The organism is Kiloniella litopenaei (assembly GCF_000982415.1).
Taxonomy (GTDB): Bacteria; Pseudomonadota; Alphaproteobacteria; order Kiloniellales; family Kiloniellaceae; genus Kiloniella; species Kiloniella litopenaei.
On sequence record NZ_LANI01000005.1, the window covers coordinates 114,121 to 127,003 of the forward strand.

11 protein-coding genes are annotated in these 12,883 nt (G+C 45.7%); 1 reads left to right on the plus strand and 10 read right to left on the minus strand.

The genetic code is table 11. The annotated features are described in order from the left end of the window. Positions 1 to 42: 42 nt before the first annotated feature. The 3 genes from WH95_RS08710 to WH95_RS08720 form a co-directional block, all read right to left on the minus strand. Entirely contained in the window at positions 43 to 465 is a 423-nt protein-coding gene (locus WH95_RS08710) for a GFA family protein (protein WP_046505715.1), read from the minus strand. A 280-nt stretch (positions 466 to 745) separates the two neighbouring features. After that, entirely contained in the window at positions 746 to 2,323 is a 1,578-nt protein-coding gene (locus tag WH95_RS08715) for a SulP family inorganic anion transporter (protein ID WP_046505718.1), read from the minus strand. Between the two features lie 290 nt (positions 2,324 to 2,613). Beyond that, on the minus strand, positions 2,614 to 3,555 hold the full coding sequence (locus tag WH95_RS08720; protein ID WP_046505720.1) for a nitrilase-related carbon-nitrogen hydrolase: 942 nt from the start codon (positions 3,553 to 3,555) through the stop codon (positions 2,614 to 2,616). Between the two features lie 258 nt (positions 3,556 to 3,813). On the opposite strand from WH95_RS08720, the gene WH95_RS08725 reads away from it, so the two are divergent. Then, complete coding sequence (locus WH95_RS08725; RefSeq protein ID WP_046505722.1) at positions 3,814 to 4,794, plus strand: glycosyltransferase family 9 protein; 981 nt, start codon at positions 3,814 to 3,816, stop codon at positions 4,792 to 4,794. Positions 4,795 to 4,896: 102 nt separating this feature from the next. Here WH95_RS08725 and phoB read toward each other — a convergent pair whose 3' ends face one another. The 7 genes from phoB to WH95_RS08760 form a co-directional block, all read right to left on the minus strand. Further along, positions 4,897 to 5,613: a phosphate regulon transcriptional regulator PhoB gene (gene phoB, locus WH95_RS08730; RefSeq protein WP_082114061.1), complete on the minus strand. Its 717-nt coding sequence runs from the start codon at positions 5,611 to 5,613 to the stop codon at positions 4,897 to 4,899. 4 nt (positions 5,614 to 5,617) lie between these two features. Further along, entirely contained in the window at positions 5,618 to 6,358 is a 741-nt protein-coding gene (phoU, locus tag WH95_RS08735; protein ID WP_046505725.1) for a phosphate signaling complex protein PhoU, read from the minus strand. 11 nt (positions 6,359 to 6,369) lie between these two features. Further along, complete coding sequence (gene pstB / locus WH95_RS08740; RefSeq protein ID WP_046505728.1) at positions 6,370 to 7,170, minus strand: phosphate ABC transporter ATP-binding protein PstB; 801 nt, start codon at positions 7,168 to 7,170, stop codon at positions 6,370 to 6,372. Positions 7,171 to 7,198: 28 nt separating this feature from the next. Continuing rightward, positions 7,199 to 8,485: a phosphate ABC transporter permease PstA gene (pstA, locus tag WH95_RS08745; protein WP_046506146.1), complete on the minus strand. Its 1,287-nt coding sequence runs from the start codon at positions 8,483 to 8,485 to the stop codon at positions 7,199 to 7,201. Then, entirely contained in the window at positions 8,478 to 9,860 is a 1,383-nt protein-coding gene (gene pstC / locus WH95_RS08750) for a phosphate ABC transporter permease subunit PstC (RefSeq protein WP_046505731.1), read from the minus strand. The genes pstA and pstC overlap by 8 nt, the downstream gene beginning before the upstream one ends. Before the next feature lie 106 nt (positions 9,861 to 9,966). Continuing rightward, positions 9,967 to 11,004, minus strand: coding sequence for a PstS family phosphate ABC transporter substrate-binding protein (locus WH95_RS08755; protein ID WP_046505735.1), 1,038 nt, complete (start codon positions 11,002 to 11,004; stop codon positions 9,967 to 9,969). Positions 11,005 to 11,347: 343 nt separating this feature from the next. Next, on the minus strand, positions 11,348 to 12,802 hold the full coding sequence (locus WH95_RS08760; RefSeq protein ID WP_046505737.1) for an ATP-binding protein: 1,455 nt from the start codon (positions 12,800 to 12,802) through the stop codon (positions 11,348 to 11,350). Positions 12,803 to 12,883: the final 81 nt, after the last annotated feature.

Consider the following 12,883-nt stretch of genomic DNA (forward strand, 5'->3'; position numbering starts at 1 on the left):
TTTAGCTTTCAGGTTTCTAAGCTTATTAGGTTTCCTAGCTTATTAGGCTTCCTCTTGGGGAATATTATCTTCCAAGGTGTAATAATCACCTTTGTGGCGGCAAAAGATATGGCGTTTCATTTTTAGCCGGGATGTATCATCCAGAGATCCGGCTGAAATCGCATAGTAATCCCCCTCCTCACCTTCTTTATTCAGCTTCCAGAATAGAGAAGATCCACAGGTCTTACAAAATCCGCGCTTTGCATGATCGGAAGACTTATACCAGGTTAGGCTTGAGGGAGAAGACGTGAAAGTCAGTTGATCAGTTGGGCAATCTGTTGAAGCCCAGACATGACCGGACCATTGGCGGCATTGTTGACAATGGCATGCTGAAATATCGTTGAGTTCCGAGTTTACTTCAAAGCGAATATTTCTGCAAAGGCATCTGCCTATGTGCTTGGTCTTTTGTGACGTTGGGTCAGACATATGATCAAGTTTCCAGATCAAGTTTCCGGGGTATCTTATCAATGGCTCTGTATTTCAGAGTATAGGGAAGAGAACAAAAATAGAATTGAGTATTAAAATCACTTGTTTGTCATGTTTTGTCAATCATGCCAAATGGGGGAATTGTGATAAAGCCCTTGGGAATATGACAAGAACTCGAGGACTTCAAATATATCAGGAGAGGAACAGAGACTGCTATTTTATTGTCGAAAAAAAAGAGGACCGAAGCCCTCTTTTTAAAACAGATTATGATAATTGGCGTTTATGCCTTCTGAGCTTTATCAGCGATCTCATCATCTTCGTGGTACATTTTGTTGTAATCAACAAAAACACCGTAATGTGGATCACCTTCTTTGTCTTCTTCAACCATGCTAACAGACTTTTCGAGAAGGTGACGGCAATCAGGGCTCAGATGACGAAGGTGCAGTGTTTTTCCTCTGCGGGTATAGCGTTCTGCCAAACCGTCGATTGCTTCTAGGCCTGAATGATCCCAAACACGGGCGTTACGAAAATCAACAACCACATCATCTGCATCATTAGCGGGGTTAAATAGATCCCGGAAAGAGCTGATAGAGCCAAAGAACAATGGACCTGAAATCTCATAGACCGTTGTCTTTCCGTCTTCTGTTGTGCCGACACGCGCATAGATGTGTTTGGCAGAATTCCAGGCAAAAACCAGGGAAGAAACAAGAACACCGACGACAACAGCAACAGCCAGATCACTATAAACGGTGACACCGGAAACCAAAATCAGGACAAAGGCATCCGTTTTGGGAATGCGGTGCAGAATACGGAAACTTGACCATTCGAATGTGCCGATGACGACCATGAACATTACCCCAACCAACGCGGCAAGGGGAATAAGCTCAATAAGATCAGAGGCAAAGAGTATAAAGATCAGAAGAAAGATAGCCGCAGCCACGCCTGAAAGACGGGCCTTACCACCAGACTTTATATTGATCATGGACTGACCGATCATGGCACAGCCACCCATACCACCGAAGAAACCAGTTACAAGGTTTGCAACACCCTGCCCCATACATTCTTGCGATGTGCCACCTTTGGTTTCGGTGATTTCATCAATCAAGGTCAACGTAAGTAGTGATTCAATCAAGCCAATAGCTGCAAGGATGAGTGAATATGGGAAAATGATATAGAGGGTTTCAAGTGTAAATGGAACGTTCGGGATATGAAACTCTGGCAGGCCACCTGCAATAGAGGCCATGTTACCAACCGTTGGAATATCTAGTCCGAAACCAATAACTACTGCGGTGACAACAGCAATAGCAGCCAAAGGCGCTGGGATTAGTGTTGTGACCTTTGGCAAGAGATAGCTGATCGCCATTGTCAGGGCGACCAGGCCAAGCATGATATAGAGGGTTGCCCCGCTCAGCCATTCGCTATTGGGATCTGTTGGGCTAACTTTGAACTGGGATAACTGGGCAAGGAAGATAACAATGGCCAGGCCGTTGACAAAGCCAAGCATCACCGGGTGGGGAACTAGACGGATAAATTTTCCAAGCTTAAAAATACCTGCCAAAATTTGCAGGATACCCATAAGGACAACGGCAGCGAAAAGATATTGAACCCCGTGAGAGACAACAAGAGCGACCATAACAACTGCCAATGCACCTGTTGCTCCGGAAATCATCCCGGGACGTCCGCCTATTAACGAGGTAATCAAGCCAACGATAAAGGCAGCATAGAGCCCAACCAGTGGATCGACCTGTGCCACAAAGGCAAAGGCGACTGCTTCTGGTACAAGAGCAAGGGCAACGGTTAATCCCGAAAGAACATCAGCTTTGATATTTTTCGGGTCACAAAAATTGTAGGCTTTCATCTGGTATCCGATCGGATCTCTTTAAGGCTATAGGAAATACCCTATGGCCGAATTAAGGGCGATCTTTACCTCTTGGCAAAAGCCGCCATCTGTCTGTTCAGGTTTCTATGTTGGCGCGCTTCTAACAAATTTATTTACTTTAGAAAATATCTAATCTGCGTCTTATCAGTTCTGTGGGGTATGTGTTGGATACATATCAAGTTATGCCTACGGATGTAGTGATGATTTGGAATCATAGATTCAAGCTATAACAGATTGAAATCATCATTGATCCAAGACAGTCCTAATCTCTACTCTTCCTCGATGATCACATGATCTGCGTCCCAAGCGCCGGGCCATACCTCTGCAGAGCCCTTTCGCAATCGGCGAATTTCATCCAACGGAATGTCTTTGGCAACAATCAAGGGTCCCTGCCCGACTGTGGTGTCCGTTGGTGAAATCTCTGTGGCAACCCCGATATGCCCCAGGCTTTCTTCGCAAGGAATGTAAACGGCCGCGGCAGAGGTTTGATTCTGGCGTTTTTTGCCGAAAAAATGTGTGGCGCCAATTGGACCGACTGCAGCCACAGCCGCTTGAAGTTCAATGGATCTGGCTTTTGCGCAACCAAAAACGCGGTTATAGCCAGCAAGCTTTGATGTCATGGATGGTACAAGGATTAAATCCACATCGTGACCAGCAATGAGTGAGGATAAAGCAGGCATCTCTATATCAAGACAAATCAGGATGGCAATTCGTAGCCCTCGCCAGTTAAAAACTTTAACGCTGCTTCCTGGTGTTAAGCACCAGGCTTGAGTGTCTTGTTCATTGGGCGTCAGGCACAATTTATCCTGTGTAATATATCGCCCATCGGGCAGAAATAGATGCGCCCTGTTGTAATAGCCGCTGTTATCATTGACGGGTGAATCAGAAATCTCGCCCTTGGTATCAATTGCCACCGGAAAAGTTCCGGCGAGAAGCCCCATATCATGATTGGTTGCTAGAACTTTTAAATGCTCAATTGCTTCTGCTGCCTGTGTTGCCATCCAGGGGATCTCTTCATCGGGGGCAATGCCTGCGGGTGCAAAGGACATCCATTGTTCTGAAACGTATTCAGGCATAAGTAACAAATCCGCGCCTTGTTCTTTGGCTTGCTGCATCCGATGACTGGTAATATCTATCCAGTCTGCAAGCGACTTGAGGGGTGTTTCCAGATTTACAGCCCAAAGAGCAATGTTTAGCGGGGATGGGGTCACAATGTATTCTCCTGTAATATCGATCTTATGATATAGAAAACCTCTTTAAATAAAATCCTTTGATGTAAAAAATAAGGGATTTGGCAAAAGCGATTATCTCTATTACAAAGGCTGTAAATTTTTATCCAATTCCTTAGGCTTAATATATAGAGATCTATAATGCATTCTGCGACAAAAATCAGTTTGATTATAACGACATATAACTGGCCGCAAGCATTGGGTTTTGTGTGTAGAACGATTGATAAGGCTTAACTGGTGATGTCTGAATTGGGTAAAACACTTGTAGTAACAGGCGGTGGTCTTGGCGATACCCTGTTCCATATGCCTTTTATTCGTTCTATCCAACAAAAATCCGAAGGAAAATCCGTAGTACTTGCCTGCAAAAAAGGGCGGGAAATAAGTGAACTTTTTTCAGAAATAGATATGGTTAGTCAAGTTTTACCAATCGCCAGAAATCAAGATGTTTCTGGTAAGGCTGATTTGGGAAGACTGCGCCGTTTAACGAAAGCGGCAAAGATTGATACAGCCTTTGTTTTTCACAAATCAACGGGTATTTCCTTTGCCATGATGATGGCGGGCGTCAAGAATCGTTTCGGTTATTATTTTAAAGGCTCCTGGAATCGCTTTTTCCTGAACAAAGGTACCTTAACGCCAAAACAAGTCCCTTTACCGGCCTTTATGCATCACGCAGCACTGGTGATGGATGATGTGGGGATTTCCTATGATTATAGTGATGTCGGGTTCCGTCAGCCTGAACACGTTGTGAAGGCAGCGTTCGAAGGTATTGGAATTTCAGATAAACAAAAAATGATTGCCGTGGGCATTAATGCCAGCGCTGCTTACAAGCAGTGGGGTGTCAAAGGGTATTCCGAAATAGCAGAGCGTCTTTTGGAAAATTATCCTGGACAAATCTTGTTATTCGGCGCTGGTGATGTTGCCCCGATTGCCCAGGGCATTTTGGATAATACATCTAGTCCGGAACGATTTATTGATCTGACAACCCGAAAAGTATTGCTGCACCACAGTCATGCTTTACTGCAATCCTGTGATTTTTATGTCGGTAATGACAGCTTTGGTCTTAACCTGGCGGCAATGTCGAGTATGCCTGCGGTGGGAATTTTTATCAAAAGCTATTACTTTTCTTATTCTGACTGGATTAAACCTGTGATCTCCCCCAGCGATGACATTTCCGAGGTTACGTCAGAGCAGGCTTGGGATGAAATAGAAAAGCTTTTGTAAGCAAGCTTTCTGGGTGCCTGGAATCATAAATAGCCAATAATCTGTGCCTTGTTTATACCCAGACAGATTATTGGCTATTTTTATAACTATGGACTTTTACGGTTACGCTGCTTTGGCGCGATCCAACGCATAGCCAGCGGAACGGACAGTACGAATCAGATCCTGTTCAGTGCCTTCGTTCAGTACTTTGCGCAGGCGTCTGATGTGAACATCGACTGTACGTGGTTCAACGTACACATCGTGACCCCAGACTGAATCCAGTAACTGTTCACGGCTAAAGACACGTCCAGGGTTTTGCATCAGGTGACGCAGTAACTTGAATTCCGTCGGGCCCAGGTGAACTTCGCGATCACCGCGATAAACCTTATAAGCCGCCAAATCCATGTTGATATCTTCAAAAACAAGCGCTTCGGTTACGGTTTCTGGTTTGCTTCTACGCATAATAGCGCGAATACGGGCAACCAGCTCAGCAGGTGAAAACGGCTTTGTCATGTAATCATCGGCGCCAGAATCAAGGCCTCTGATTTTGTCTGTTTCTTCACCGCGCGCTGTCAGCATAATGATTGGCACATCTTTGGTTTCCGGCAACCGACGTAGCTGACGGCAAACTTCGATACCTGATAGAAGCGGGAGCATCCAATCCAGCAGAATTAGATCCGGAGCTTCTTCTTTTGCACGCAAGAGGGCTTCTTCCCCATCATGTGCTTCATTGACACGAAATCCTTCTTTCTCAAGGTTATAGCGTAACAACGTTGTTAGTGCGATTTCGTCTTCAATGACTAATGCCAAGGGCTTCATGGAAAGATCCTTTTTTTCCATTACATTAAATTTCTACTTCGCCTTCCCCATCATCAGGGGTTAGGATTTGAAAAGCAGTACGATCCCCTTTGGGACGTTTGCCTTCCAAACGTTCACCAGTTGCCAAATAGTAGATGGTTTCAGCAATATTTGTTGCATGGTCGCCCATGCGTTCAATATTTTTGGCGATAAAGAGCATGTGTGTGCAGGCGCCGATATTTCGCGGGTCTTCCATCATGTAGGTCAGAAGTTCCCGAAACAAAGATGTGTACATTTCGTCAACTTCTTCATCCCGGTGCCACACATCGATGGCTCTGTCCTTGTCACTGGTTGAAAAGGCATCAAGCGTATCCTTGACGATTTCCTGAACCAGTCGGGACATGCGCATGATACTGGTAACAGATTTCTGTGGCGGCATCTGGTTGATGGCAATACTGCGCTTGGCAATGTTTTTTGCGTAGTCGCCGATGCGCTCAAGGTCTGATGAAATTTTAAAGGCCGCGATGACAGCCCGAAGATCGTTTGCGACGGGCTGACGCAAGGCAATCAACTGAATAACAGCAGATTCCAGTTCTTCTTCTAGGGCATCAATTTTGGCGTCTTCGTTGCGTACAAGTTCGGCCTTTGCGCTATCGCGTTGAACAAGGGCATCTACCGCCTCGGAAAGCTGGTTTTCTGCCATACCGCCCATACGGATGATAATTTCATGTATGGTGCGAAGTTCTTTGTCAAACGAGCTGACGATGTGGTCTGTGGTTTCTGGCATATCCATCTTCCTTACCCGAATCTTCCCGTAATGTAACCTTGGGTGCGATCATCTTGTGGGCTGGTGAAGAGACGATCTGTTTCTCCAACTTCGACCAATTCCCCCAGATGGAAGAAAGCTGTACGTTGAGACACACGGGCGGCCTGTTGCATAGAGTGTGTTACAATAACAATTGTAAATCGTTCTCTAAGTTCATCAATAAGTTCTTCAATTTTAGCTGTAGCAATAGGGTCCAGAGCTGAACAGGGTTCATCCATCAGGATTACCTCTGGATTAATGGCAATAGCACGGGCAATACAAAGACGTTGTTGCTGCCCACCGGACAGACCTGTTCCCGGCTTGTCCAAACGGTCTTTGACTTCATCCCATAAACCGGCACGACGCAGGCTTTTTTCTACACGTTCATCCAGCTCATCCTTGTTGCTGACGGTTCCGTGTAAACGCGGTCCGTAGGCGATGTTGTCATAGATGGACTTGGGGAAGGGGTTCGGTTTCTGGAAAACCATCCCGACACGTGCGCGAAGAAGCACAGGATCAAGGCCGGAGTTGTAAATATCAACGCCGTCCAGACTTATGCGCCCTTCGACAGAGCAATTTTCGATCACGTCATTCATGCGATTGAGGCAGCGCAAGAAGGTCGATTTACCACAACCGGAGGGACCGATCAGGGATGTGACCTCGTTGGCACCAATATCCAGTTGAATGGATTTTAGTGCCTGACTGGGACCATAGAAAACATTTACATCGCGTGCCATGATTTTTGGCTCGGAGGTAGCGGTTTCAGATTGAGTCGTATAATTTTGCATATCCATAGCGTAGGACATTCCTATTATTCCTTGCTTACCAACGACGCTCAAAGCGTTTCCGCAGAATAACTGCGATTGCGTTCATGACGACGAGAAAGGCCAACAGTATCATAATTGCTGCTGATGTTTTTTCGACAAATCCTCGTTCCGGGCTATCAGCCCAAAGATAAATCTGTACAGGAAGGACGGTGGCCGCATCGCTCATTGATCCTGGGATATCTGCGATAAAAGCAACCATACCGATCATCAAAAGTGGGGCAGTTTCACCAAGTGCCTGTGCCATGCCCAGAATGGTTCCGGTCAAGATCCCTGGCATTGCGAGGGGAAGCACATGGTGGAAAACAGTTTGCATTCTTGAGGCACCGATGCCCAAAGCGGCTTCACGGATGGACGGTGGTACAGCCTTAAGTGCGGCACGGGATGCAATAATAATTGTTGGTAGTGTCATCAGGGCGAGAACCATACCGCCAACAATTGGTGCTGATCTTGGTAATCCCATAAAATTCAAGAAGATTGCGAGACCTAAAAGACCAAAGACAATGGAAGGGACCGCGGCAAGATTGTTGATATTCACTTCAATCAAGTCAGTCCATTTGTTGGTCGGGGCAAATTCTTCAAGATAGATAGCAGTCAAAACACCGATAGGAAAACAAAGAGCCAGTGTAATAGCCAGGGTATACAATGAGCCGATCACAGCCCCCAAAATACCGGCTTCTTCCGGTTCTCTTGAATCACCATGAGTGAAGAAATCAACATTGAACTGTTTTACAATACGATCGTCTGCAGATAGCGTATCAAGCCAGACGAGTTCGCGGTCTTTGATCTTGCGGTTACTTTCTGGAACATCCCTTGGGATGTAACCTTTATAGAAGCTATCCACGTCATCAGATGACTTAACGGCGATTGTTGCCGTTGTGCCTACCAGTTTCGGATTATTCAATACGGCATCGCGGACATCGAACTCAGCTCCCGATGCGACAATCCCGTACAGAGCCCGTTTGTCTTTACGACCCTCAACACCGGGAAACTGTTCTCTCAGGGCATTGCGTAACAATCCTCTATAACTGGCGGCGGCAAGGTCTTCGACCCGTTTTGTGCCTTTGGGGTCAATCGTTTCTGCATCAAGTCGAATATCAACAAGAATATAAGTTTGTTGAAATGCAGTGTAACCTTTGGAAACGATCGATGTCAGGAGAAGACAAAGCACAAGAACTGCTGTCATTACGGCGGCCAGTCCATAAAAACGAAAACGTTTTTCAGCTGCATTACGCCGTTTGAGTAGGGCAGGATCTACTTTGAGGTGTGGCGTGTTATCAGTCATATTTTTCACGATATTTACGGACCACTTTTAAGGCCACAACATTCAGAACAAGGGTGACGGCAAAGAGTAGTAATCCAAGAGCAAAGGCCGCGAGCGTCTTTGCAGAATCAAATTCCTGATCACCAACGAGGAGGGTTACAATTTGTACAGTAACGGTTGTGACAGCTTCCAGCGGATTGGCCGTCAAATTTGCTGCAAGCCCCGCAGCCATCACAACAATCATGGTTTCGCCGATGGCGCGGCTCATAGCCAGCAGAACAGCACCGACAATTCCGGGAAGGGCTGCTGGAATGATTACTTTGGTAATGGTTTCTGATCTTGTCGCCCCCATAGCATAGGATGCATCTCTGAGCGACTGTGGAACAGAGTTCATCACATCATCTGAAAGCGATGAGATAAAGGGAATGATCATAATACCCATAACCATACCAGCGGCCAAAGCAGATTCAGAAGAAACACTTAATCCAATAAGAGTACCGCTATCACGAAAAAAAGGTGCGACGGTCAAAGCAGCGAAAAAGCCATAAACGACCGTTGGAATACCAGCTAAAACCTCAAGAACTGGTTTCGCAAAAGCGCGGAATTTTTTACCGGCATATTCAGACATATAGATGGCTGATAAAAGTCCGACGGGAATAGCAACAACCATACAGATGAAGGTAATCAGCATGGTTCCGGCAAAAAGCGGGATAGCCCCGAACGAGCCTGACCCACCAACCTGATCACTGCGCAGAGCTGTTTGTGGGCTCCAGTGCGTGCCAAAGAGAAAGTCGAAGAAAGGGACTTTATCGAAAAAACGAAGTGTTTCGAAGATCAAAGAGAAGACAATGCCAACTGTCGTCAGGATTGCTATCAAGGATGAGATCATCATGATGATTGAGATTACTTTCTCAACCTGATTCCTTGCCCTGAGTGCTGGGTTAATTTTTTTGAGGCTTGTGTATAAAGCGAGTAAAGAAAGGGAAATGGCGACTACGGCCATAGCAAAATAGCTGACTTGCCTAAAAAGCGCATAGTTATCAGCGGCGGATAGTAACGCTGCATCTGGGTCACGGCTCATAATGCCGCCAGAGGCCAAGTTTACAACATCATTAATGTAAAGTGTTAGTTGATCCGGTGTTATCGAGGCATCGCTGTCTCTTAACTGTGAGGCAACGAGCATTTCTGCTATTTGCGGCTCAAAGATCATCCAGCCAGCCATAATAAGAAGGCTGGGAAGGCCACACCACAGGGCGGTGTAGAGACCATAGTAGGGTAGTCTAGAATGCAGAGGCTGATCTGAATGACCAGATAACGCTACTGCCCGCCCTTTTCCCAGGATGAAACCCAGTACTGTGAGGAAAAGCAAAGCGAAAAAAAGAGCCAACTGTTCCATTTGATTATATACCCGAAAGGGAACCCACTTTTATTTTAAACTGAACTTACCAGAAGCTGGCGGCTTGATAACAAACCGCCAGCTTTCCAGATTAGTCTTTATAAGCTTACATGCTCAAAGATTGAAGACCACGGGCAGAGTTTTTAACCTGCTCACGATCAGCCGCAGGAAGCGGGATCAGGCCTTTGTCAGCAAGGTAACCTTCGTCACCCCAAGCATCTTCGTTTGTGAAAGCGTTAACAAACTCTTGGATACCAGGTACAGAACCTACGTGCTCTTTTTTCACGTAGAAGTACAGGGAACGGGATACGCCGTAATCACCAGCAGCGATGTTTTCGAATGTTGGCTCAGCGCCATCTACGATGGAACCCTGAACTTTATCAGCATTCTGGTCAAGAAAACTGAAACCGAAAACACCCAGAGCCTGTGGATTGGCTTCAAGCTTTTGAATGATCAGGTTGTCATTCTCGCCAGCTTCAACATAGGCACCATCTTCGCGGAGTGTGTGAGCGATTGCTTTAAACGCTTTTTTGTCACTTTTACGAAGGGCTTTCAGGCTTTCAAATTTCTTTGCGCCGCCTTCCATTGCCAACTCAACAAATGCATCACGTGTACCGGATGTTGGTGGTGGGCCAAGAACTTCAATTTTGCTGTTTGGCAAGCTTGGGTCGATGTCGCTCCATTTCTGATATGGGTTGTCAACCAACTTACCGTCTACAGGAACCTGCTTGGCAAGGGCCATGAAGATCTGTTTTTTCGTAAGAGTCAGACGGTCACTTTGTTTAGAGTTTGCAAGTACGATACCGTCAAAACCGATTTTAACTTCTGTGATGGAAACACCATTTTTGGTGCATTTTTCATATTCAGAAGCTTTGATACGACGAGAAGCGTTTGTGATATCAGGGTGTTCAACGCCAACACCTGCACAGAAAAGCTTCATGCCACCGCCAGAACCGGTGCTTTCAACAACTGGAGTTTTGAAACCGGTTGTTTTACCGAATGTTTCAGCAACTGTTGTTGAGAATGGGAAAACTGTAGAAGAACCGACGATGCGGATCTGGTCGCGTGCTTGAGCAGCGCCAGCTACTGCCATCATCATTCCAGCTAGTGCTGTCGCAGTGAGAACTTTTTTAATCACGTTCATGTCTCCGCTATATAGCGTTAATAAATCTCAAGGTACGCATTCCCGGTTTTCCGGGATCCCCCTTGGTGTGAACTGTTTTTACTGCCACTGGGATAATATGCGCTGCCGATCATTCGGCGAGGCAAAACATATCGGGCTAGAGCTATAGTTCTGTGACTCTACTGTGACAGTTTTGTTACTCATGTTTAGGTGAAAAAACGAGTAAGTTTAAAATATATTTAGTTTAAGTCATTAATATATAAGAAAATATTTTTAAAAATAAAAAAGATCCCAAGAAAATTCCGGGATCTCTTAATTTGAAGCTTTTGTTAAATAACCCAATCTTTATCAAGAATGTCTAGGGTCAGAAATTAACTTCGTTGATATTAATTGGTTTGCGTTGTCCCTCTGTAATCGCTGCTTGAGGTAAGTAAACTGTAAATGTTGATCCACGTCCAACTTCACTGTCGATAGTTAGAACACCGCGATGACGGTTGACGATGTGTTTTACAATAGCAAGGCCGAGGCCTGTGCCGCCGAGTTCTCGTGATCTTGCGGCATCAACACGATAAAAACGTTCTGTCAGGCGCGGTATGTGTTCGCGGGGAATGCCGTCGCCTTGATCAATGATAGATATTGCCACGGAAGGTCTGCCAAGGCGTCGCATACCCTGGCTTCCCGGGCCATATGATTTACAACGAATCGTCACGGTTGTACCTTGGTGTCCGTATTTAACCGCATTCTCCAGAAGGTTTTGAAAGACTTGTGTCAATGCTTCCAGATCGCCAAGAACGGAAATAACGTCATCCATATCACGGCGAATGGTAATGTTTTTACTTTCAATCTGGGTGTGCAGGCCTTCAATAATTGTTGTGATGGCTTCACCTAGGTCGGTCACACTTGTTGGTGGTGTATGTTCTAATAGCTCGATTTTTGACAATGACAATAAATCAGAAACAAGGCGCGACATGCGTTCTGATTGATCTTGCATGATCTTGAGGAATTTTTGCTGTGCATCTGGATCGTCTTTGGCTGGTCCCTTGAGCGTTTCAATGAATCCCATAAGGCTCGCTAGTGGCGTTTTTAATTCATGACTGACGTTTGCCACAAAATCTTCCCGCATCTGTTCCACGCGCTTTGCCGAGGTGAGATCGTGAAGACTGATAATAACTTTTGTGCCATCCCAGGTTTGTTCGGGCATGCGGGCGATTCGTGCCTGGAGATAGCGTTCAACTCTTCCGTGGATTTTGAAGTCAACAAACCTGGAAATGTCTTTTTGGCTTTTTTCCAGCTCGTCAATGGTGTTGAGGATAGATGGGTTTCTCAAGACTGTTGAAAGCTCTTTTCCGGCTAACTGATCTTCGAATATTGTTTCGGCGGCGGGATTGCCTCGAATAATCTTTCGTTTGCTTCCTAGCATGATCAGGGGATCAGGCAGAGAACGCAGTATTGCTTCGTTTCCATCCGTGACATCTTCAAGCTGGCGTCTGTATTGCTGTCTTTCCTGGGCCATTCGAGACAAGGTCGAATTTAGCTCTGGGTACAGAAAGCTGCCAACCGCAGATGGTGGTTCAGGTAGGGTATCGCGACCTTTCAGTTGTCGAAGGGCAGTAATGTATTCTTTAAGGCGTTCGACATGACTGTAGTGGCTATTCAGAATATAGCCTGTGCCAACCAGTATCAGTAGACCCGATATTAAGGCTGCTTGCCATGCAATCAGATGAAGAATGACGAGTGCAAACAGGACGGCAATGGTCGGGGATGATAAAATGAGAGACGACGTAAATAGTCGATTATATTTGTCCTGGCGAACTGGCATGTTGACCCGATTGTGTTAGCAAGTAATACGAAAAGTTAGATAGTGTTTCCGGTTATACTTAACTTGCCTTCATGACAGTTT

Coding starts and splice junctions, on each gene's coding strand:
- WH95_RS08710 (WP_046505715.1), bottom strand. CDS start 465: ATGTCTGACCCAACGTCACAAAAGACCAAGCACATAGGCAGATGCCTT.
- WH95_RS08715 (WP_046505718.1), bottom strand. CDS start 2,323: ATGAAAGCCTACAATTTTTGTGACCCGAAAAATATCAAAGCTGATGTT.
- WH95_RS08725 (WP_046505722.1), top strand. CDS start 3,814: ATGTCTGAATTGGGTAAAACACTTGTAGTAACAGGCGGTGGTCTTGGC.
- phoB (WP_082114061.1), bottom strand. CDS start 5,613: ATGGAAAAAAAGGATCTTTCCATGAAGCCCTTGGCATTAGTCATTGAA.
- phoU (WP_046505725.1), bottom strand. CDS start 6,358: ATGCCAGAAACCACAGACCACATCGTCAGCTCGTTTGACAAAGAACTT.
- pstB (WP_046505728.1), bottom strand. CDS start 7,170: ATGGATATGCAAAATTATACGACTCAATCTGAAACCGCTACCTCCGAG.
- pstA (WP_046506146.1), bottom strand. CDS start 8,485: ATGACTGATAACACGCCACACCTCAAAGTAGATCCTGCCCTACTCAAA.
- pstC (WP_046505731.1), bottom strand. CDS start 9,860: ATGGAACAGTTGGCTCTTTTTTTCGCTTTGCTTTTCCTCACAGTACTG.
- WH95_RS08755 (WP_046505735.1), bottom strand. CDS start 11,004: ATGAACGTGATTAAAAAAGTTCTCACTGCGACAGCACTAGCTGGAATG.
- WH95_RS08760 (WP_046505737.1), bottom strand. CDS start 12,802: ATGCCAGTTCGCCAGGACAAATATAATCGACTATTTACGTCGTCTCTC.